The organism is Alcanivorax sp. 97CO-5 (assembly GCF_000524665.1).
GTDB classification, from domain to species: Bacteria; Pseudomonadota; Gammaproteobacteria; order Pseudomonadales; family Alcanivoracaceae; genus Alcanivorax; species Alcanivorax borkumensis.
On the sequence record NZ_KI965881.1, the window covers coordinates 78,102 to 98,902 of the forward strand.

Below are 20,801 nucleotides of genomic sequence, written 5' to 3' on the forward strand. Positions count from 1 at the left end.
TTCGTTACCCTTTAACCGCGGCCGCGCTTCTTCGCGCCCTTGGACTGCTTCTGCTCTTCCTGTACCTGCTCCATGCCACCAAGCACTTCGCCGCGGAAGATCCAGACCTTCACACCGATGGTGCCGTAAGTGGTTTCAGCACGTACGCTTGCGTAGTCGATGTCAGCACGCAAAGTATGCAGCGGCACTCGGCCTTCGCGGTACCATTCGGTACGCGCAATCTCTGCACCACCCAAACGACCGGACAACTGAATACGAATACCTTCAGCACCAGACTTCATGGCGTTCTGTACCGCACGCTTCATAGCGCGGCGGAACATAACTCGACGCTCCAGCTGGCCGGCGACATTGTCACCTACCAAGCGGGCATCTAAGTCAGGCTTGCGTACTTCCTCGATATTGATGTGCACAGGCACACCCATCTTGGCCGCAACATCCCGACGCAGACGCTCAACGTCTTCACCTTTCTTGCCAATAACAATACCCGGACGCGCAGTAGCAATAGTGATGCGAACGTTTTCAGAAGGACGCTCGATCTTGATACGGCTTACCGATGCACTTTTAAGGCGCTTAAAAAGATATTCACGCACTTGTAGATCGGTAACCAGGCAGTCTGAATAAGACTTCGGTCCGGCATACCAAAGCGAATTATGCTCTTTGACAATGCCAAGGCGAATACCGACCGGATGAACTTTCTGACCCATCTGGTTACTCCTGACCTTCTGAGACTTTCACAGTAATGTGGCAAGTACGCTTTAGGATACGGTCTGCACGGCCTTTGGCCCGCGGACGAATCCGTTTCATCGTCATACCTTCATCCACGAATACCGTGGACACCTTCAGCTCATCTACGTCAGCGCCGTCGTTGTTTTCCGCATTTGCAATCGCGGACTCCAGCACTTTCTTAACGATTTTTGCCGCCTTCTTCGGGCTGAATTCCAGAAGATTCAGCGCCTTCTCAACCTCCAGGCCACGGACCTGGTCAGCTACGAGGCGGGCTTTCTGAGCCGAAATTCTTGCACCGCGCAGACGGGCTGCAACTTCAGTAGCCATAACTGTCACCTTATCGCTTAGCCTTCTTGTCCACGGCATGCCCGCGGTAATTGCGGGTCAGGGCAAATTCACCCAGCTTGTGGCCAACCATATGCTCGGAAACCATTACCGGCACATGTTGCTTGCCGTTATATACCGCAATAGTCAGGCCCACCATCTCCGGAATGATCATGGAGCGGCGAGACCAGGTTTTAATCGGCTTACGGGAGCCGGCTTCCACCGCATCTTCCACCTTGCCTAGCAGGTGGTGATCCACAAAAGGACCTTTTTTCAGTGAACGTGGCACAGCCTGAACCTCTCTCTATCCCTTACTTACGACGGTCACGCACAATCATTTTGGTCGTGCGCTTGTTTGTACGGGTCTTGTAGCCTTTGGTCGGAACACCCCAAGGTGTAACCGGATGACGGCCACCAGAGCTGCGCCCTTCACCACCACCATGTGGATGGTCTACCGGGTTCATCGCCGCACCGCGAACGGTAGGTCGAACACCCCGCCAGCGCTTAGCGCCCGCCTTACCCAATGAGCGCAAGCTGTGCTCACTGTTGGATACTTCACCGATGGTAGCCTTGCAGTCAGCATGAACTTTGCGCATCTCGCCGGAGCGCAGACGCAGAGTCACATACTGACCATCTTTTGCCAACAGCTGCACGGAAGTCCCTGCAGATCGAGCAATTTGACCACCTTTCCCAGGCTTCATTTCCACATTGTGGATAGTGGAACCTAGCGGAATATTACGCAGCGGAAGTGCGTTACCCAGCTTAATCGGTGCATCTTCACCGGACTGGATACGATCTTCTGCTTTCAGCCCTTTAGGAGCCAGAATGTATCGACGCTCACCGTCCAAGTACTTCACCAGCGCAATATGCGCGGTACGGTTCGGGTCATACTCCAGGCGCTCAACAACACCGGCGATACCGTCTTTGTTACGACGGAAATCGATCACACGATACTTCTGCTTGTGACCGCCACCCTTATGACGAGTGGTAATACGACCGTTGTTGTTACGACCACCGTTTTTCGCCTTGGCTTCTAACAGTGGCGCGTAGGGAGCACCTTTGTGCAGATCTTCGTTGACCACCTTGACTACAAAGCGGCGGCCCGGAGAAGTCGGCTTGCACTTTACAATCGCCATTATTCCTTACTCCCTTCCTTACTCTGCGCCCAGGAAGTCAATGTCCTGGCCTTCCGCGAGGGAAACATAGGCCTTCTTCCAGTCAACGCGCTTACCCGCTACGCGACCAAAGAATTTGGACTTGCCTTTCATGTTGGCGGTACGAACAGCTTCAACTTTCACTTCAAAAAGCGCTTCTACTGCTTTTTTTATTTCCAGCTTGCTCGCATCTTTAGCAACCTTAAATACAAAGGTGTTGTTCTGATCAGCCTGAACAGTGGCCTTTTCAGAAACATGCGGCGCACGCAGCACCTGCAAAATACGCTCTTGATTCATGCCAGGGCCTCCTCAAGCTTCTTCAGAGCCGGCACAGTAATCAGCACCTTCTCGAAAGCAATCAGACTCACCGGATCAACGCCCTGAGAATCGCGCACATCAACCTTCGGCAAATTACGTGAAGCCATAAACAGGTTCTCGTCAACATTGTCAGTGACGATGAGCACGCTAGTCAGCTCCATACCTTTCAGCTTTGCCGCAACAGCTTTGGTCTTCGGCGAGTCCACAGTAAACTCATCAACAACAACCAAGCGCTCCTGACGAACAAGCTCAGACATAATGCACTGCAGCGCACCGCGGTACATTTTACGGTTCACTTTCTGAGAGTGGTCCCGCGGTACCGCAGCAAAAGTCTTGCCGCCGCCACGCCAGATCGGGCTACGAATCGTACCCGCTCGCGCACGGCCAGTGCCTTTTTGACGCCACGGCTTACGACCACCACCACTCACATCGGAACGGTTTTTCTGAGCCTTAGAACCCTGACGGGCACCAGCCAGAAACGCAGTCACAACCTGATGAACCAGAGGCTCGTTAAAGTCCTTGCCGAAGGCGACTTCGGAAACGGTAACGGTACCTCCAGAGGCAGTATTGAGATTCATCCTCTATTCCTCTTTCAGGCCTTCGCCTTCACTGCCAGACGCACGATCACATCACCACCGGTAGCACCGGGGACCGCACCTTTAACCAGCAACAGATTCTTGTCAGCATCGACACGCACCACTTCCAAATTCTGGACGGTGACACGCTCTGCACCCAGATGACCGGCCATCTTCTTGCCTTTAAACACTCGACCCGGGGTCTGGTTTTGACCAATAGAACCCGGAGCACGGTGAGACAAGGAGTTACCGTGAGTGGCGTCCTGGGTACTGAAATTCCAGCGCTTAACACCGCCAGCAAATCCTTTACCCTTGGAGGTACCAGTGACATCAATCATCTGGCCAGCCTCAAACCCCTCAACAGTCACCGAAGAACCCGCCTCAAACTCACCAGCTTCAGCACGGAATTCCCAGACACCACGGCCCGCCTCAACACCAGCTTTCGCGAAATGACCGGCTTGCGCCTTAGTCACGCGGCTGGCACGGCGCTCACCGACAGTTACCTGCACGGCTTGATAGCCATCCGACTCTTCGGTCTTGACCTGGGAAACCCGGTTAGGGCCAACCTCAATCACAGTCACCGGCACACTGACACCTTCTTCAGTGAAGACCCGGGTCATGCCGCATTTTCGACCGATCACACCAATCGCCATTGTTTACCTCTTCACAACCTGTCGGGATAAACCCGCCCGTTGTTAACCCAGGCTGATCTGCACGTCCACACCAGCAGCCAGATCCAGTTTCATCAGCGCGTCTACGGTCTTATCCGTAGGCTCGACAATATCAACCAGCCGCTTGTGGGTGCGGATCTCATACTGATCTCGCGCATCTTTGTTTACGTGCGGAGAGACCAGCACTGTAAAGCGTTCTTTACGCGTAGGCAGCGGGATTGGCCCCGTTACTTGCGCGCCTGTCCGTTTGGCCGTATCCACAATCTCTTGGGCAGACTGATCAATCAGACGATGATCAAAGGCCTTGAGACGAATACGGATTCTTTGGTTAGCCATAGCTAACAAACTCCAGACCGTTTCGAGCCACATATTATATGGCAAAAAGCCCACTTACCTAATCACTATTGATAGGTGAGTGGTATCAAAACAAGCCCGGGAACAATGCCCCGGTTGGTTCTGCCCGAAGACAGGGGGCGAATAATAGAGAGCCCCCTCTATCTTTGCAAGGGGTAATTTCAATCAAAGTGCAAATTAGCCGTTAGGAGGAGCACTGCATCCTAAAACTACTCCTTTCGGGGCGTTACCAAATTATCCATGCGTACGTAATTTCGTAAAACCTGCGGCACCGGCCTTCCCTGTATCACCAGCAACGGCGCATGTTTGGTGGTCAGGAGCACGCTTGTGCACCACCCCCACCATTTTGTGGGCTTGCTAGATAGGAAGGAAGAAATCGCTGATGCTGATTCCAGTCATTATTGCCGGCGGCACCGGCTCACGCCTGTGGCCGCTTTCTCGCTCTCATTACCCCAAGCAGTTGCTGCGCCTGAATGGCGAATTCAGCATGCTGCAAGCCACGATCCTGCGCCTCCCCGCAGAATTACGCGCTGTACGCCCTATTGTTGTCTGTAATCAAGAGCACCGCTTTCTGGTTGCAGAACAACTTCAAGATATTGGCATCGAGGCCGACATTTTGCTTGAGCCCTGCGGGCGCAATACCGCACCAGCTGTGGCTCTGGCCGCACTTCAGGCTCGCCAACGCAACACCAATGCGAAAATCTTTGTTTGCCCTGCAGACCATGCTATCCGTAACCCGGAGGCGCTCGAGGAAACGATCAACGTCGGCTGCGAAGCAGCTGAAACCGGTTTGCTCGTCACCTTCGGCATACAACCAACCCGACCAGAAACCGGATATGGGTATATCTGCATGGGGGAAGCCCGAGGGAAACACCATCTGATTGAACGCTTTGTGGAAAAACCAGACGCTCCCACCGCGCAACAGTTCCTGGATGACGGCAACTATCTATGGAACAGCGGCATGTTCTTGTTCCGAGCTGAACGCTATTTACAGGAATTGCGTGAACGGCATCCACATATGCTAGCCCACTGCACTCACTCCTTGCTTCAGGCTGAGGCCGACCTTGATTTTATTCGCTTAGATGAACCCAGCTTCGCCCGCTGCGAAGAACTGTCCATCGACTATGCCATTATGGAGCACACCGCTGACGGAGCTGTGGTGCCTGTAGAGCTACTCTGGAATGACCTAGGCTCCTGGCAATCCCTGTGGGATCATCTCGACAAAGATGGCGACGGCAATCATCTGCGCGGCGATATCATTACCCATGGGAGCAGCAATAATCTAGCCATTAGCGACGATCGCCTCGTTGCCCTGCTAGGCGTAGAAGACCTGGTGGTCGTAGACACCCCGGATGCCATTCTGGTGGCCCACAAGAGTCAGGCCCAGGAAGTAAAACGCATTACCGACACCCTCAAGGCTCGCAAACGACCAGAAACAGAGAATCACCGCCTTGTTCACCGCCCCTGGGGCAAGTACGATTCCTTGGACAAAGGCAATCGCTATCAGGTGAAGCACATAACCGTAAAACCCGGCGAACAGCTCTCTGTACAGATGCACCACCACCGGGCCGAGCACTGGATTGTGGTTTCTGGTACTGCCAAAGTTACCTGCGGGGAGAAGACGTACTTGGTTGCGGAGAACCAGTCCACCTTCATTCCTATCGGCGAAGTGCATTCATTGGAGAATCCAGGCCGCATTCCTCTCGAACTGATCGAAGTCCAGTCCGGCACCTATCTGGGTGAAGACGATATCATCCGTATCAGCGATCGCTACGATCGCGATGACGCTTCAAAAAAAGTGGCGCTTCTGCCATGAGCCCGGCCGGCCTGGGAGGCACCGAGGAGGCATATGTCGCCCCCCTCCACCTCCAGGCCGACGGCGGCCACGCCTTCATCTAAGGAGCACATGCGCAAGGATGATACCCTCTACGGAGGTACGATGAGTGCCACCACTGCTTCAGGAGCCGAAGGCTATCCGGTATCCGAGGGAGTCGATTTCCCCGCGCCTGACAGCCGTTTGGCTCTACGAAAAATACTCGACCAGCCTTCATTCAGAATGACACCGATGGCGTAAGCCTAGCGCTCAGCGCCACCCTCCTTGTCCGCCTGAATGAGGAAACCTAATCCAATCCGGAAATGCTAGCCAGCAAGACCGGGGAACTGAGCACCCTGCTACGGAATGCATAATGAAGACATTTCTCGCTGCACTGTTAGTCATGCTGACATTCCAGCCCGCCCTGGCTGCAGTTCAGCTGACGCCCATTTACGCAAACGAAGCCAGCAATTGGCCTCTCGAGACTTTTGCCAGCAACGGTCTATTCCGACAGATCGCCCGATATCAACAAGGCCATCCCCAAGCCATCGTCCTTAATGGCGGCGAATACACGCTTGCGCAATTGGCTCGCCAGCTGGACACTCGCGCTCTTAGCCGAACAGCATCCGGCTGGACGCTGCACTATCCGCTGATAATTGGTCCCGGCGCTCGGCTGATCCTCTCCGCCAGCACTTTGTTTATAGAAGGTCGTCACGGCGGCTGCCTGATCAACCGGGGCAAGCTGCTCATTGAGAACAGTTCCCTGTCCAGTAACGGCGATCAAAACAGTGGCTTTATCCATGGCTGGGGCGGCTCGACTACCCGAATCAAGAATAGCGTCTTGGCAGACCTTGGCCGCGCCGATTACCGAGCCAACGGGGTCAGCGTAGCACGCCATCGGTATCAGGGCGCAGGCGCCCCAGCGCAACTGTTCATTCACGATTCCCGTTTCAGCAACCTCCACCGAGGCGTAGACGCAGAAGCAGGCAGCCGCGTCAGCATTGTCAATCTCTCTATCAGTGCCAGCCGAGAGCAGGGAGTCGTGCTGTACAACAGCCCAGCCCACATTGAGCGATTACAGGTCAGCGATTCAAAAGGGCATGGCTTGCGCGCGGGCGGCAACCGCACCATTTCTATTGCCGATAGCCAACTTCAGAATAATGGTGGCAGTGGCCTGTTACTGGAGGACCACACCGGTGAGATACACATTAGCCAAGTGGCCAGCCTCAATAACCAAGAATACGGCATCCAGATCAAAAGCCAGCGCGGACAACAGATTACCCGAATGGATACACTGAACCTGAACGGCAATGGCAGCGACGGCCTACGGCTGGATGGCAGCATGCACATCACCCTGAACAGCGCTGACATCAGCCACAATCAGCGCTATGCCATTTCCATTCAAGCAGAAGACGGTCGGCAGATCACCGGCAACATGGCGGAGCTGCACCTGCATCTCAACCGGCTGGCGGCCTTGCATACCGGCGGCGAAGGCTCGCTGCAGTTAAAGAGAGTGAGTCTGCGCCATCGCAGCAATCAGGGAAAATATCTGGCAGGTAACCTGGCCGGCAAGGAAGCCGACCTATTACCCACGTTGTTACAGACTCAGGAGGTGGTCGTCCCGTTTACGGAGTCGCTTGCCACAATCCCGCTAACGAGCCCCCTGTGAATCGAGAGCCAAACCGATCAGCATCGTCTGCCGGTAACGGCAGGCGCTCAGGAAAGCGATGGGCATACACCGGCCACCAAGCCATTTTGTGATCATCAATGGCCACCTGCCGTTGAGCAAACGAGACACCCTTGCCATCCTGCGCCCAGAAATGTACCACCTGAGCAGCCAGAGCATGCAGCTGTTGACCATCACCTTCATAGAGCGGCAAGCCATTGCGAGTACCCGCCTCCGCCATCAATATCAACGGCGTAATTGCAAAAGCATGGTACTCCTCCGCGCGCTTGCCACGAGCAGCCTCCCGAGGCAACACCACCCCACCGTTTCTGGGCGTAATCTGCCCGATGGCCAGCCAGTAGCCCTGCTCAGCCCAAGATAGCCGCGCCGGCTCATCAAGCACCAATCCAGCGGCCATAACCGCCCAAGACGACCAGTAATCATGATTATTGTAGAGATCCATGCGCTGACGCCGGGGAGTGGCATAAATCTGCACCCTGTCCGCCAGCAACCTCAACCAATCGCGCTGCTCCTCACTCACTTGCCAGCCCGTCAGGGCCTGAGCCTTCATCATGTTCATGGCCAAGGCAGACAAAAACCATTTCCGAACTGCCTCCCCCTGCTTACTGGCGTCTTTTTGTGTAAGCGCGCCCGCTTGAGCCCAAGATGCCACTGCCATGGAAAAGCATTCCTTCGCCGCCGCGCGAATGGCAGGATCGGGTTTGCGCATATATTCCGTAACCTGACCCAGAAAGGCCAAGTAACTGTAGATCGCGCTCACCTGACTCTGGTAACGGCGGGCGGCCTTCTCGTCCAACACATCCTTGCTGGCCTGGCCCTGATCATACTTGCTGCCCATTTTCAGCTGGCCCGGATAAGGCGGATACCCCTGAGACTCAGCCTGACATCGATTCAGCGCCCGCACATCGGGCTTAACCTGATCCAGAGGCTGACTATCGAAAAGCGGCACCAACGAGGCTTGCGAACACCCGGTAACCAACACCAACAATATTCCCTTCAGTAGTCGCACAGTGATGTCTCCACTTTCATCGCCTCAGCTACCGGTTGTTCAAACTCCAGCAGCACGGATAACAGATTGCTTTGGCGCCCCGGTGGATCCAGACGCAACATAAAGCGGCCGGTATCCAAACGAGCAGGGCGTCGAATGCGGATTTTCTCGCGCTGACCATTATCGTAATACGCTAGCACATAAAATTCCTTGAGGTTATTGGCCGAGAAATTCATGTCCAGCAACAGATGGGACTTGCCCGCCGTAACACGCCGATGTTGCCCGGCATTCGCCAAAACCTCTGCCCTCTCGTCCGCTTCGGATATTGGCAAGGTCACCGTATCACTAGCCAACAGGGTTTTATCCGTACACCCACCAGATGCTTCTGGCAGTAATTGTCGCCAGATTGACTGGTCGTCTATGGCATAACTCACCGGCAGCTCCCAGATCAGATAACGGAACTGACCATTTTGATAGGCCTCTGAAAGCAGCACATCTTCCAGTGAGCCGGTGGCACCACCACCGGTCATAGCAAAATTCACAACATCACGACTCAGGTATTGCTGCAAAAAACCCTGAAAATTGTAGTTCTTGTAGCGATCATCACGGTTATCGGAATTACTGGTGCCCACCAGAGCGATGGCTGGCGTCGCCACATCACCGAACAGGGTATCGGCACTATCCATTCCCTCTTTCGGCACCGTGACGCTGCCGCGAACCCACTGATAGTTATACGCATTGCCGCAGACGACTTTGACCGCCACATTCATGGTGCCCATCTTGCGCAGCAAAATACCCGGCCGGGTTTCAAACGTCATCTCGGCAAGTTGATCGATACCGGGGTCCGCCAACATCGCCTTCGCCACCTGTCTGGCGCTCACTTGCGCACCATAGGGTGTCCAGTGGTGATCACGGCGGAAAAAATATTCCTGCTCGTGCTTGCCGGTTAGCACTGGCTCCATGTCAACAACCATTGCCCCTAGCGAGCGTAATGTTTGCGCCTTTTCCAGGAAAGACTGCCGCGCGGCAGCCCTCGAGTAGCGCTCTTTCCAAGGCGATACCAGAGCATCCGCGTGCATCAGACCACGGGTCGGCTGCAACATCACCACCAACCTGACACCTCGCCGCTCCAGTCGCTCCACCAGTTCAGCAAACGCCTGCCGACTGGCCGCATCCAGAGGGAACGATTGCTGCAAATCCACTTCGGTACGAAAAAACCAGTAAGGCTCACCGGCGACCAGCTGCCGCATACTGGCCATGACACCTTCAGCGTAGATATCAGGGTCGGACAGAGCGGCACAGGTGAACGGGGGTTTCAAGAAAGCGCCATGCATAACATCACGCTCTTCTATTTGCCGGCCAGAAACTTCGCCGTCTCCATTATTCCCTTCGGCTACCGAGCACACACCTGCCAGCCCGAGACATAAGCACAGGGCTAGCCATGTTGCACAATCAGGGAGTCGCAGTTGCCACATGGGTTTCCTCCAATCGCGCCTGACTGCCACCACTGCCCTGAGTCACCAGCACGGTATAGACCCGACCGCGCTGCAACACCACCTCCTCCAACGGTAGCTCGACGCCACTGTCGAGAACCACCTTCAAGGACACTTTCACCCCGTTTATTTGTCGCTCATCACTGCTGCCTGCCGGCAGTGGTCCGATCACGTTCACCGCACCGTTGCTGGTCTGCAGCGTGGCCGGCTGGGTTGACAGGTTGTACATTACCAGTAGCGCTTTCAGCCGACTGGAAAAATAAGTGTCCTGGTGCGGCACCAACGAAGTGCCATCAAACACCAGTGTCTGCACCGATCGCTTGGCGAAGTCGAACGCAAACTGCTTGCCGTTAACTTGCAGCTGAGCGGCGCCCCCAGGGCGGTAGAGATAGTCTCCCGCTTGCCCGGGAGACAAAGACTGACGCCAGTCATCCATCGCCAAGGCCACCTGTTCATCGGTCACATTAATGACCCGTATAAAGGCTGAGTTCGGCGGTGCAGCCATTTCATACAGCCCTTCGTTAGCGTCCTGAGCTGCCCACCCCGGCAAACTCAGCAGCACGGTCAGAATCATTAGCCATACACGCATGACGTTCCACCTCTACAATCGGTTCCATTGGTTGAATCAGCGCCCGTTCAGGCACCTCCCAGATCACATACTTCACACGCTCATCCCTGGCTGCAGGGCTGTTGATAAACTCATGCATCGCCGAAAATGGGCCCTGAGCCTCCAGCGCATAGACCAACACATCCGCCCCCAGCTCTTGCCGAAGAAATCCGGGGAAGTGCCATTCATCCATAGCGCTGTAGCTAGTCCCCACTAGGGCCACCGGCGGCATGTTATCGCCAAGTAGAGCGTCTGCATCTTGAGCCTGATCAACCGCTGAGGTCTCGTAACGGGTCAGCGGCTCCTGACGCTGCGGCCCAACACCGTTACTGGTAGGCAAGTAGCGAAGCAGATCACCCTCATAGGCCCCCACGGCGACTTCCCGGGTCTGGTAATGATGCGCCGGCGGCAGCGACAGCCTTGAGGCCACCCCGGCGGCCACTACCTCGGCCCCGCGCGGGCTCCAGTGAGTATCCGTGCGCATGAAGACAGCATCCTCGGCAGCGGCATGCTGCATTAACGGCAGAGTGTCGAGCCAGGTGATGCCGGATTCACCCAGATAGGAAGTGATGCGTTGGTACAAAGAATCCATTCCCGGAGACACGGCTCGATTACTCCTCTGCACATACAACCGTCTCTTCGCCGGTACCGGCACCATCAACACCTGCTTACCCAATTGCTCAAGGGCACACACCGTCAGCGCCAGCTCGTTCAGGTTCCTCGTTAACCGCTGCTCACTGAGGCTGTCGTAATAATACTCTTCACGGGTAAAAAGCCAGTCATCCTCTCCCACCAATACGCCGGGCCGTCCTGCATGAAAAAACAGAAAACTTGCATCGGCCCATAGGGAAATAGACGGCTCGCGCAACACAAAAACCTCATCCACATGCTTCTCCAGCTTGCGCACCAGTTCGCCCTTGCGAAACTGATCCCAAGCCGCAGTTTCCGTCCCAAAGAAATGCGCTACCGGGTAGAGGAGTGAGACCAAACCAGAGAAAATAGTCGCCAGGAAGAGCCAGCCATTGATCAAGGAAGCTTTTTTCATAGGAATCATGGCAACCCCCTGTCAAAACTGAAAATAAAGAAAGGGAGAGAACGACTCGGCAGACAATCGCGTCACCGCAAGCGCAAAACCACACCACAGAATAGGGACGCGCCAACCGCTCACATCCTGGTATACATTGCTCTTGTCGATCCCAAGGTAGAAACGCTTGTTGTAATACGCACTGGCCCGCTCCCAGAACATCGCCACCACACAAAAGAACAGCGTCATGGGGGAGACCCACAAGGAAAGATTGTGCAGGCTGCCCCAGCCATTCATGCCGAGCAGGCCTGACATTATCCGCCAAGCATCATCTACATTACCGGCGAGGAACAACGGCCAAATAAACCACAGGAAAGCCATGGTGCGATAGTTCTTCCAGAGCGAGTAAGGGGTCGACAGGGTGGTTACTGTGCCTATCCACCGCTCCAGAACCATCATCCCACCCAACGAAGCTCCCCATAGCACAAAAGACAAATCTGCCCCGTGCCACAGCCCTGCCAAAGTCAGGGTGGTAAACGTGGCGACCGCCACGGACCACCCCAAGGATCTCTTCAGGGGGCGGTAGAGATAATCACGCAGCCATTGAGTCAGGGTAATGTGCCAGCGTCGCCAGAACTCGGTGACACTTTGGCAGGTATAGGGCTGATTAAAGTTCTCCTGAAACTTGAAGCCCATCATCATGCCCAGCCCGATAGCCATGTCCGAATAACCGGAAAAATCGAAATACAGTTGCAGGCTGGATATCACCACACCAAACACACTATCCACAAAACCCGGATCAGGGGCGGCCATGAGATACGTTGCCACTGGCGCGATGCTGTCAGCAATCAATACTTTCTTGATAAATCCCAGCAGGAAACGACTGGCCCCCAAAGAAAATAACGCCATGGAATGGGTGCGTTTCTCGAACTGTCGCTCAAGATTTCGGTAACGCAGAATCGGCCCAGCAATAAGCTGAGGAAAAAAGGAAATGAACGCGGCGAAGTTGATAAAGCTGCGCGTGGGTTTGGCATCCCCCCGGTACACATCTACCAAGTAGGCCAACGCCTGAAAAGTATAAAAAGAAATCCCCAACGGCAGAATAATCGTCTCAAGAAAGAAGGGGTTAAGCCCCACTGACAGCATTAACGTGCTGATACTTTCCACACCAAAGTTGGCATACTTGAAATACCCTAGTGCAGCCAGGTCTCCAGTAACCCCGAGCAACAACCAGTAAAAACAACGAGGGTGATCCCGGTATTTCTGTATCAGCAGAGCAAAGGCATAATTCCACAGCGTAATTGCCACAAAAAGCAGTAGAAAATCCGGCCGCCACCAAGCATAAAAAAGATAGCTTCCTAGCAGGATAGTCCAGTTTCGCCAGCGCGTCGGTGTTATGTAATACGCCGCCAAAAACAGCGGCAGAAAGAGAAAGACAAAAAGATTAGACGAGAAAACCACCGTCACCACCTCCCTGCGACAACAAACAGGAGCTGGTGATTTTTATCCGGCCGTTGGTAAGCTTCCCCCATGTAGAACACTGAGTAGCTCAAGCGGGCAGACACTTGCATCTGCCGCCGCTCTGACAATGCCAAGGGAAAAGACTGCCAACCTAGCGCCACATTCACTACATTGCCCAAACGATCTTCCCCATCCACGAGAGGATTATTGATAGGGCTGTTGACGGTCACAGAGTTATTCAGCCGCCGTACGGTGCCCGTCAGCACTTCCATTTCTGCTCGGGGCCATAATTGCTGCCGGTACCAGGCCGCTGCATAGGCCAAGTTATTCATCTCATAATCAAGCAAATCACCGAGTACGCCAGTGGAAAGCTCTGCCACACCAGAGCGGCGATTACTTTGTACCCGGCTCTGGAAATAGCCATCGTTCACGCTAAGGCTCGGCTCATCCGTTGTCGCTGCCCGCACACCCAATACCGGGCGCCAGTCGAGGCTATCTATCCGACTGTAGAGCTCCCCCTGAACCAAATAGCCCAGTAGCCGGTTTTCTCTGTCGACACGATTCCCATCGCCATCAATGGCATAACTCTTCAAATCCCCCTGCTGAAAGAGGGCGTTTACGGTGTATCCCACTGCAGTGGCCTCGCCCCCTTCGCCGTGCAATCTCACCCCACCCCAGTACCCCGTGAAATCCCGCGCATCCATGAGGCCCTCCAGCCTATCCTCTGGATCCCCGGAGGTATCATCCTGATAGTGCAACTGCAAATCCCACCAGTGCCCCGGCCTCCACTGATGACCCACTCCAGCGAGCATTCGGACGATACCATCATCGCGAGGGTCTAGGTCGGAGCCATCAGATCGCCAAGTCGTCAGCTGCTGCCCGACAGCCAAATTTGCGCGCCAGAGAGTCGACCGATAATCCAGGTTCAGACTCTCCATCGGCAGATCCCAGATCACCCCTTCCTCATCTTTGTAAGACTGCCGCCCCAGCGCCAGTGACAAGGAAGGCGACCCAAACAGCATCCGACGGCGCACCCAAGCATCGCGCAGTTCAGCGTAATGCTCATCCTCACGGATACTATCCGTCTCGTCGGCCTGCAAACTGCTGGGGCGCCCCGTCGCCACCAATAACTTGGCGCGTAGCTGCGCATCCCAGCGATGCCATTCCGAATCGCCACTACGCCAGTAATACCGTGGTTCATAACGCAGCAGGCCATTGAGCTCTGTCTGATCATCGGTGTACGGCTTCAAATAATCTGGCGACTCTCCTGCAGTCAAATAGAGCCGTTGATCATAGGTATGAATGGGCAGCGGAGTCGCAGCGGCGACATTGCCCGCGAGAACAATCAGCAGCAAGCTGGCGGAATTAGAAAGACATCGCGACACTGAACTGCTCCTCCAGCCAGCGACGACGCTGCTCAACCAAATTTTGTGCGGCCTGCTTTCCAGCAGGCAGAAGACTTTCAGGCAACGGCAGATGTTCGCGGGTTTCATCCCGGGCCGTTCTCGGCAGCAATACCTTGCTGGCTTCCTTGTGCGCATAGGCCTTGACCGGGTCACGCATCACCCCTCGTCCATAAAGGTACAGAATGGACAGCGCCGCATCACCTTGAGCGAATCCAGCTTCTGCTGCGCGGGTGTAGTACATTATCGCCCTTTCCATATCGGCCTCCCCTAGAAAACCACTTTCATAAAGCGAACCCAAAGCCATTAACGCCTGGGTCATTCCCTGCTCAACAAGAATCTCGAGATCCCTACGGGCCCTCTCCGGCTTCAGGGAATACCACAAAGGTTCCAGGTCCCCCTGCGCCCGGTAGAAAGTGGCAACGGCTGGATCTTTTGGCATCAGGTTCGCCACTTTGTCCATGAAGACCTGATGGGAATAAAACTCCGGCCAAGACAGCATGTAACGCAGCTGCTCGGACAGGGCCGCAGGCTCCCCGTTGTCCGCCGCCCGCTGCAACCATCGCATTACTGATGGATCATGTTCGTCAGATGTCGTATTGGCCTTGAGCAACGTCGCCACCCGCAGGCAGTAGGCTCCGCCCAGTGACACATCCCCTTCTAAGTTCCGCATCATCTCGACAAACCGTTCCTGCTTACCATTTTTCCAATGCATATCCTGAAGATATTCCACTGCACGGGGGTCACGATGCAGGGCACGGGCGTAAATCCGCTCCGCCTCATCAAACTCGCCCCGGTGCTGGGCATACCGTCCCGCGTAGGTGTCGAAGTAACAGTCGACAACACAGCTACGGCGGTACAGGTGCAGCCATCGCTGCCACTGTTCGTCCGTCGCCGCGCCGGGATATAGTGCAGCGATGCTCAGCGCCAACCGCAGATGCTCCGGGTTCTCCTGAGGACGCAAAGGCACGAGCAATTCACGGGCACGGGCTTCCCCTAAGGCCAGACTGCCTTGATAACGTTTGAACAGGCGAAGACTTGCGGGGCCGGCCCGATAATCCTGTTGTTGCCAGGCGCGCTGATACCATTGCAAGGCTTCGCTGGGATCCGCATTCTGCTGCCCCGCCAGTAGCTTGCCGTATTCCACTTGGGCTGCGGCATCACCCGCTTCGGCCAGCTGACGTAGCTGCTCTTGGGCTTCGGCAGTGTTGCCCTGAGAAAGCAGATACCGGGCGGTCACGGTATCTGCAGGCATCTGGCACCCGGCCAACGCTGCGGCCAAGCAGAGAATCAAAGTACGGGAAGCCATGCGGGATGCACCGTAACGTTGACAGGCTGATTATGGGAGGAGGATGGCAATTCACGCGCACCGGTAATTTGCATACGCAGCAAACCACTTTCCTCATCACGAACTAATTGGGAAATGATAGCGCTCTCGTCCGTTACGCCATCCAGATAGCGTACAGTCACCTCATCACCTATGGCCCCACCCAGTGTATGGGCACTACCATCGAACAGCGCAGTGATGGTGGCTGGACCGCCAGGATCGACCAGTTTCATCAGCACACTGTTTTTGTGAACGAACTCACCATCTCTTACAGGCAACTCGGTGATTTCACAGTCACAGGGGCTGTTCAATGTCACCTCAAAGACCGCCGCATCGACAAGAGCACGAATCTGTTTGGCATCTAGGCTATCCAGCACCACGCCATCATTAAGTCTTGAGACCAAACGGGAGGAGACGGTCAGCAGTGGCTGCCCCTGCTCTACTCGAGTTTCGCCTTCCGGCAGCAGAAGCCGCACATAACCATTCTCTGGCATCAACACCGTCTTGGCTGGCAGCGACACCCAGGCATCATCGGCACGCGTTACAAAGGCATGCTGATAAAGCTTCCAGGCCACAAACATGAAGGCCAGCAGACCGGCCACAAAGAACAGCACACTCCCGAACAAGGCGCGGACACGATCCCGCAGGGTGCGCGTCTTGCCCTGCTGGTTGTTCTTGCGGATCGCTGTATAGTTTTCACGCTTCATGTTGTCGATCACATCATCCAGCTCGGTGAGCTCACCCGCCAGATGGTTGCTGATCAACAAACGCAGCAAGTCGGTATTTTCCTGATCAATGACGGAGTACTGTCCTCCGACAAGCTGATTCTCATCCTGCCGGTAAATCACCTTGAAGCTCACGGGCATGGACAGGTTAGCGCGACCAAGACGAAATACGATCTCTCCGTGACACAAAGTGCCCGGTGCCAGGCTTACTTGGCCAGCAATGAACGACAGCCCTCCCAACGACACATCTTGCACCGAAAAGATGCCTTTCACCGGGCTTTGTATCTTCAGCCTCAAACTTCCCTGCAGCTTTACTCGTACATGCTGCCGCTCTTCTTGAGACTCATGCACCTGACGAACCTTATTCTCTTCCATGGTCTTCCCTTCTATAACAGAGCCACCCCCGAACCAGTCGCGCTGCATTTAGCTGCTGGTCAGCAGCACCATCAAACAAACAAACACACTTCCCGCCGCAAACAACATCGTTTTCGAACTTATGCGATTGAAGACTGCATCAAAGCCTGCATTCTGTACGGACAAAGTGGTTTTCTGCCTTGTCCAGCTTTGTCGATCGAGATGAAACAGCGCGAAAATTTTTACCAGCGACCCCACTATTTGGTTGTAATACAGCAGCACTGGATACAAAGGTCCTACCGGATGGCAGGTCAGCGTGAGTAGTGCTGCCACCAAGGTGCGCGAAAGCGCAATCCAAAACACATACACCGCAAACACCTGCCAGTGCTGCAGTGACGCCATCATCAGTGCTACTGTCAGGCCAACTAGGCAAGTCCACATACTGATGCGCTGGTCATAAAGCACAAAGGTCGCGAAGACACCCAGACGCCGCCAACCTAACTGAGTCGCACGAAGATTCTGCCGCAACGAATTGCCGTACCAACGAAACATCAACTGCAATGTCGCCGGCACAAAACGATGATGAGGCGGATGCTCCACCGTCAGGGTGTGAGCATCAGGCACATAAAAGGTATCCCAGCCCAGTGTCATCAGAGCGTTCCAGCTGGACTTGTCATCCCCGGTAAGAAAGCGGAATTTCCCTAGGCGCCAATGCACCAGATAATCCGATTCCACATCGGCGATAAACTCAGGGGAGGTTAGCACCGCAGCACGAAAGAACGACATGCGACCGGTCATGGTCAACACTCGGCGCGATAGCGCCATGGAACACATATTCAGATGTCGTTGTGCAAAGCGCATGGTGTGCCAATCACGCATCAGGCGACTGCCTCGCACCACACATTGCTCATTGGTGGTCAGGCCTCCCAAGTTTGGCATCAACCCGAAGAAGCACACCGAATCGCGCACACAATCTGGCGCCAGCATGGTGTCGCCATCAACCACGCCAACCACCGCATCCTTATCCGGCATAGTGCGACTCACCGCCCGGAATGCCAAAGCCAAACCATCCCGCTTGCCAGTGCCACGAGCCCGGCAAATGATCAGCTTGACACAACCCTGCTGATCAAACTCACGGTGACACTGGCGGATCAAGTTCTCATCTGCACGCTCAACAATGGATACCACCACAGTAGCCGGAGTCCCGCAGTTCACGGCTTCCCGAAAAACGCTCGCATACACATTCCACGTTGTGTCTGCAGGTATACGAAAGCTGGTAACCACAAGATAGATATGGCTTGGGGCATAGCTTTGCGGATCCCGCTCGATGCAGCGGCGCATGGCAGGAAAGGTTACTCGCATAAACCAAAGGCCACGCAACAAATGCAAGCCACCAATGGAGTAACGCCACAGGCCAATGGCACCGATCAGCAAGATGAATTTACTGTCGCCACTGTCCAAGTAGTCGGGATCAATGAGTAATGCCAGCCCCATCACCACGGATAGCCACAATAGCCATTCGCCCATGTTCTTCATAACAATTACCAGCAGATGCCCTGGCGATCTTCGCTGGACACTCCTGGCAGGTAACCACACAGGTCTATCAACAAACGGCCACTATTTACGGTATCTGCCACCGCCTTGAATGTGGGGGTAGCATGACCAAGCACAACGACTTCACTGCCATCCACCAGTTGATCCATGTCTTCGACTAAACACTCGAACAGCTCGCCATAACTATTCCAAAGCTGCTCGGCCACCGGGCTGTTCTTGCTGGCATAGTTGACATTGCTATCGTAGATAGCCAGGCGGTACCCCTCTGACAGCAGCTTTGCCGCAAGACTGATTAGCGGACTTTCCCGCAAATCATCAGTACCCGGCTTGAAGCTGAGACCCAGCAGACCAATCTTTTTCATGCCAGATTCACGAATCATGGCCATGGCCCGCTCTACTTGGTTATCGTTACTGGTAGACAGTGATGCCAACAGTGGTGACGTCAATGACTCCTTGTCACACCAAGCATTTAACGCCCGAACATCCTTGGGAAGACAGGAGCCACCATAAGCAAACCCGGGCTTCATGTAGTAGCTGGACAGATTCAGCTTGTTGTCCATACACACCACTTCCATGACCCGACGTCCATCGACACCCGCCTGCTTGGCGATATTGCCGATCTCATTAGCAAATGACACCTTGGTGGCATGCCAGGAATTACAGGCATATTTCACCAGTTCTGCTTCCTCAATAGTCATTTTTACCATAGGGGCATCTAGTCCCTGATAGAGTACAGCAAGGGCGTCGGAGGCTTCGTCGTCGATGCCGCCAACCACTGTCATCGGCGGATTGAAAAAGTCGTAGATGGCAGTGGACTCACGGAGAAACTCCGGGTTTACTGCCAGCATAAAATCGACCCCAGCCTTTTTACCCGAAGCCTTCTCTAGAATCGGTAGCAGATCGCCGCGCACCAGTCCTGGCAACACCGTGCTGCGGATCACCACAAGGTGAGTGTCATCTTTGTCTCGAAGCGCAAGGCCGATATCCTCACACACCGTTTTCAAATAACAGGTATTAAGAAAGCCGTTCTCATCGCTGGGCGTCCCTACGCAGATAAAGGACACCTGGCTGTCGAACACGGCCTGCCGGGCATCTGTAGTCGCGCTAATCCGACCTTCCGCTACCCCCTCAGACAACAACTCCGCGAGCTGCTCTTCGACAATCGGCGACTCTCCGCGCTGGACCTGACCCACCTTCCCCTCGCTGACATCCATGCCAATAACCGTGTGACCTTTCTTGGCAAAACATGCCGTGCAGACCGCGCCAACATAGCCCAGCCCAAAAATTGAGATAGTGGACATTCCCTTTCCCTAATAGTTAACGGCATCTCACAATGACCGTAAAGCAACTTGATCGGATGGAAGCCATCTAACGCTGGGCAAAGTAAAATGTGTAGAGGGGTAACACTAAAAGGGAACGGTCTTACTAAAAAGTTTTACGACCACTAATCCCAAGGGATAAAAAAATTGATTTGGCAATTAACCGAATGGCTAACCGCTTCCTTGCGGTAAAAAAACAGCTCTATTACGCTACGGCTTGTAGGGTAAAGCCTCTTGTCGCCAAAATTGGCACCAAAAGGGTTCGCCCTGATTAGAGTGAAATGAGAGAGCGCGAGCAACGCACCAATAACTAGCCTCGGTGTGTCTGATTCAGCTCCAGTCCGCGCCCCCGCGTAACGGCTACCAACCAGCCCGCCTCTTGATTAAAGGTGCCAGCACCCGCCGTATTCGAAACCGGAATTCATTTGGGTACCACCATTAACTTTTGAGGTGTTCGATGAGCAGCTCTGAGATGTTGTCCCTCAACCTATCCCGCCTCACGGAGTGACTGCGCAGCAACTAGACTAGATCCCTCGCCGGTCGACAAGGCGCGTGGATCAAGCGCTGGTGCCCCTCGTACCGCAAGAGGTATAACCAGTAGAGGCCCAGACCCACTGATCCCGGATCCGTATGGTCTATGTCACCAGCTCTAAGTGGTGATGAGAAAATTCGGCTGGGTGGCAATAGATCGTGCGAGGGAGGACAAAACCAATAAGCTACATGATGACAAGCCCGCGCGAAAACGAGTGAAGCAATGCCGGGACGTCCTCACAATCCGGAAAAATTGAAAAGGGATCGAAGATCAACGCTATTTTCTCGAAATTCCGTATAAACAAAAAAAGGCCGCCGAAGCGACCTTTTTCTGATTACCGGGTAACGAATTACTCGGTGATTTTGGCTACTACGCCGGCACCAACGGTACGG

General features: G+C 54.6%; 20 protein-coding genes. 2 read left to right on the plus strand and 18 right to left on the minus strand.

Translation table 11 applies throughout. The features are described 5' to 3' along the window. Positions 1-11: 11 nt before the first annotated feature. Genes rpsC through rpsJ form a run of 8 tightly spaced genes read right to left on the minus strand, consistent with a single transcriptional unit; the run spans position 12 to position 4,104 of the window. On the minus strand, positions 12-704 hold the full coding sequence (rpsC, locus tag Y017_RS04825; protein WP_007149325.1) for a 30S ribosomal protein S3: 693 nt from the start codon (positions 702-704) through the stop codon (positions 12-14). A gap of 4 nt (positions 705-708) precedes the next feature. Further along, positions 709-1,053, minus strand: a complete 345-nt coding sequence (gene rplV / locus Y017_RS04830; protein ID WP_007149326.1) for a 50S ribosomal protein L22 — start codon at positions 1,051-1,053, stop codon at positions 709-711. A 10-nt stretch (positions 1,054-1,063) separates the two neighbouring features. Then, positions 1,064-1,339, minus strand: a complete 276-nt coding sequence (rpsS, locus tag Y017_RS04835) for a 30S ribosomal protein S19 (protein ID WP_007151633.1) — start codon at positions 1,337-1,339, stop codon at positions 1,064-1,066. Between the two features lie 22 nt (positions 1,340-1,361). Further along, on the minus strand, positions 1,362-2,186 hold the full coding sequence (gene rplB, locus Y017_RS04840) for a 50S ribosomal protein L2 (RefSeq protein ID WP_011587693.1): 825 nt from the start codon (positions 2,184-2,186) through the stop codon (positions 1,362-1,364). An 18-nt stretch (positions 2,187-2,204) separates the two neighbouring features. Next, complete coding sequence (rplW, locus tag Y017_RS04845; RefSeq protein ID WP_011587692.1) at positions 2,205-2,501, minus strand: 50S ribosomal protein L23; 297 nt, start codon at positions 2,499-2,501, stop codon at positions 2,205-2,207. Continuing rightward, on the minus strand, positions 2,498-3,100 hold the full coding sequence (gene rplD / locus Y017_RS04850) for a 50S ribosomal protein L4 (RefSeq protein ID WP_011587691.1): 603 nt from the start codon (positions 3,098-3,100) through the stop codon (positions 2,498-2,500). Before rplD ends, rplW begins: the two co-directional genes overlap by 4 nt. Positions 3,101-3,114: 14 nt before the next feature. Continuing rightward, the gene (gene rplC / locus Y017_RS04855) at positions 3,115-3,750 is read right to left on the minus strand and encodes a 50S ribosomal protein L3 (protein WP_011587690.1); all 636 of its coding nucleotides are present in this window, start codon (positions 3,748-3,750) and stop codon (positions 3,115-3,117) included. A gap of 42 nt (positions 3,751-3,792) precedes the next feature. Further along, positions 3,793-4,104 (minus strand): 30S ribosomal protein S10, encoded by a 312-nt coding sequence (gene rpsJ, locus Y017_RS04860; RefSeq protein ID WP_007148458.1) that lies wholly within the window; start codon positions 4,102-4,104, stop codon positions 3,793-3,795. A gap of 400 nt (positions 4,105-4,504) precedes the next feature. Here rpsJ and Y017_RS04865 point away from each other — a divergent pair, with 400 nt between their 5' ends. After that, the gene (locus tag Y017_RS04865; RefSeq protein ID WP_011587689.1) at positions 4,505-5,938 is read left to right on the plus strand and encodes a mannose-1-phosphate guanylyltransferase/mannose-6-phosphate isomerase; all 1,434 of its coding nucleotides are present in this window, start codon (positions 4,505-4,507) and stop codon (positions 5,936-5,938) included. 370 nt (positions 5,939-6,308) lie between these two features. After that, positions 6,309-7,604, plus strand: a complete 1,296-nt coding sequence (locus Y017_RS04870) for a right-handed parallel beta-helix repeat-containing protein (RefSeq protein ID WP_035459321.1) — start codon at positions 6,309-6,311, stop codon at positions 7,602-7,604. On the opposite strand, the gene Y017_RS04875 is transcribed toward Y017_RS04870, so the two are convergent. The 10 genes from Y017_RS04875 to Y017_RS04920 form a co-directional block, all read right to left on the minus strand. Beyond that, positions 7,561-8,631, minus strand: a complete 1,071-nt coding sequence (locus Y017_RS04875) for a polysaccharide lyase (RefSeq protein ID WP_231483398.1) — start codon at positions 8,629-8,631, stop codon at positions 7,561-7,563. The genes Y017_RS04870 and Y017_RS04875 overlap by 44 nt on opposite strands. Further along, positions 8,619-9,929, minus strand: coding sequence for an alginate biosynthesis protein AlgX (locus Y017_RS04880; protein WP_231483399.1), 1,311 nt, complete (start codon positions 9,927-9,929; stop codon positions 8,619-8,621). The genes Y017_RS04875 and Y017_RS04880 overlap by 13 nt, the downstream gene beginning before the upstream one ends. A gap of 133 nt (positions 9,930-10,062) precedes the next feature. Continuing rightward, the gene (locus tag Y017_RS04885; RefSeq protein WP_011587685.1) at positions 10,063-10,692 is read right to left on the minus strand and encodes an alginate O-acetyltransferase AlgF; all 630 of its coding nucleotides are present in this window, start codon (positions 10,690-10,692) and stop codon (positions 10,063-10,065) included. Beyond that, positions 10,625-11,764, minus strand: coding sequence for an alginate O-acetyltransferase (locus Y017_RS04890; protein ID WP_035459324.1), 1,140 nt, complete (start codon positions 11,762-11,764; stop codon positions 10,625-10,627). Before Y017_RS04890 ends, Y017_RS04885 begins: the two co-directional genes overlap by 68 nt. Positions 11,765-11,776: 12 nt before the next feature. Beyond that, positions 11,777-13,201, minus strand: coding sequence for an MBOAT family protein (locus Y017_RS04895; protein ID WP_231483400.1), 1,425 nt, complete (start codon positions 13,199-13,201; stop codon positions 11,777-11,779). Continuing rightward, positions 13,198-14,580, minus strand: coding sequence for an alginate export family protein (locus Y017_RS04900; protein WP_011587682.1), 1,383 nt, complete (start codon positions 14,578-14,580; stop codon positions 13,198-13,200). The genes Y017_RS04895 and Y017_RS04900 overlap by 4 nt, the downstream gene beginning before the upstream one ends. Next, positions 14,561-15,907 carry a tetratricopeptide repeat protein gene (locus Y017_RS04905; RefSeq protein ID WP_231483401.1) on the minus strand — a complete coding sequence of 449 codons (1,347 nt, stop codon included), beginning with the start codon at positions 15,905-15,907 and terminating at the stop codon, positions 14,561-14,563. The genes Y017_RS04900 and Y017_RS04905 overlap by 20 nt, the downstream gene beginning before the upstream one ends. Beyond that, complete coding sequence (locus Y017_RS04910) at positions 15,889-17,025, minus strand: PilZ domain-containing protein (protein ID WP_035459345.1); 1,137 nt, start codon at positions 17,023-17,025, stop codon at positions 15,889-15,891. Before Y017_RS04910 ends, Y017_RS04905 begins: the two co-directional genes overlap by 19 nt. A 48-nt stretch (positions 17,026-17,073) precedes the next feature. Then, positions 17,074-18,540, minus strand: a complete 1,467-nt coding sequence (locus Y017_RS04915) for a glycosyltransferase (protein WP_035459328.1) — start codon at positions 18,538-18,540, stop codon at positions 17,074-17,076. 5 nt (positions 18,541-18,545) lie between these two features. Then, positions 18,546-19,859 (minus strand): nucleotide sugar dehydrogenase, encoded by a 1,314-nt coding sequence (locus Y017_RS04920; protein ID WP_035459330.1) that lies wholly within the window; start codon positions 19,857-19,859, stop codon positions 18,546-18,548. Positions 19,860-20,801 lie beyond the last annotated feature (942 nt).

Bases quoted from the DNA above. Each gene is read 5' to 3' on its own strand.
- Y017_RS04920 (WP_035459330.1), bottom strand. From the start codon at position 19,859: ATGTCCACTATCTCAATTTTTGGGCTGGGCTATGTTGGCGCGGTCTGC.
- Y017_RS04885 (WP_011587685.1), bottom strand. From the start codon at position 10,692: ATGCGTGTATGGCTAATGATTCTGACCGTGCTGCTGAGTTTGCCGGGG.
- Y017_RS04910 (WP_035459345.1), bottom strand. From the start codon at position 17,025: ATGGAAGAGAATAAGGTTCGTCAGGTGCATGAGTCTCAAGAAGAGCGG.
- Y017_RS04915 (WP_035459328.1), bottom strand. From the start codon at position 18,540: ATGAAGAACATGGGCGAATGGCTATTGTGGCTATCCGTGGTGATGGGG.
- rplB (WP_011587693.1), bottom strand. From the start codon at position 2,186: ATGGCGATTGTAAAGTGCAAGCCGACTTCTCCGGGCCGCCGCTTTGTA.
- rplC (WP_011587690.1), bottom strand. From the start codon at position 3,750: ATGGCGATTGGTGTGATCGGTCGAAAATGCGGCATGACCCGGGTCTTC.
- rpsJ (WP_007148458.1), bottom strand. From the start codon at position 4,104: ATGGCTAACCAAAGAATCCGTATTCGTCTCAAGGCCTTTGATCATCGT.
- Y017_RS04865 (WP_011587689.1), top strand. From the start codon at position 4,505: ATGCTGATTCCAGTCATTATTGCCGGCGGCACCGGCTCACGCCTGTGG.
- rplV (WP_007149326.1), bottom strand. From the start codon at position 1,053: ATGGCTACTGAAGTTGCAGCCCGTCTGCGCGGTGCAAGAATTTCGGCT.
- Y017_RS04890 (WP_035459324.1), bottom strand. From the start codon at position 11,764: ATGATTCCTATGAAAAAAGCTTCCTTGATCAATGGCTGGCTCTTCCTG.
- Y017_RS04905 (WP_231483401.1), bottom strand. From the start codon at position 15,907: ATGGCTTCCCGTACTTTGATTCTCTGCTTGGCCGCAGCGTTGGCCGGG.
- rpsC (WP_007149325.1), bottom strand. From the start codon at position 704: ATGGGTCAGAAAGTTCATCCGGTCGGTATTCGCCTTGGCATTGTCAAA.
- Y017_RS04870 (WP_035459321.1), top strand. From the start codon at position 6,309: ATGAAGACATTTCTCGCTGCACTGTTAGTCATGCTGACATTCCAGCCC.
- rplD (WP_011587691.1), bottom strand. From the start codon at position 3,100: ATGAATCTCAATACTGCCTCTGGAGGTACCGTTACCGTTTCCGAAGTC.
- rplW (WP_011587692.1), bottom strand. From the start codon at position 2,501: ATGAATCAAGAGCGTATTTTGCAGGTGCTGCGTGCGCCGCATGTTTCT.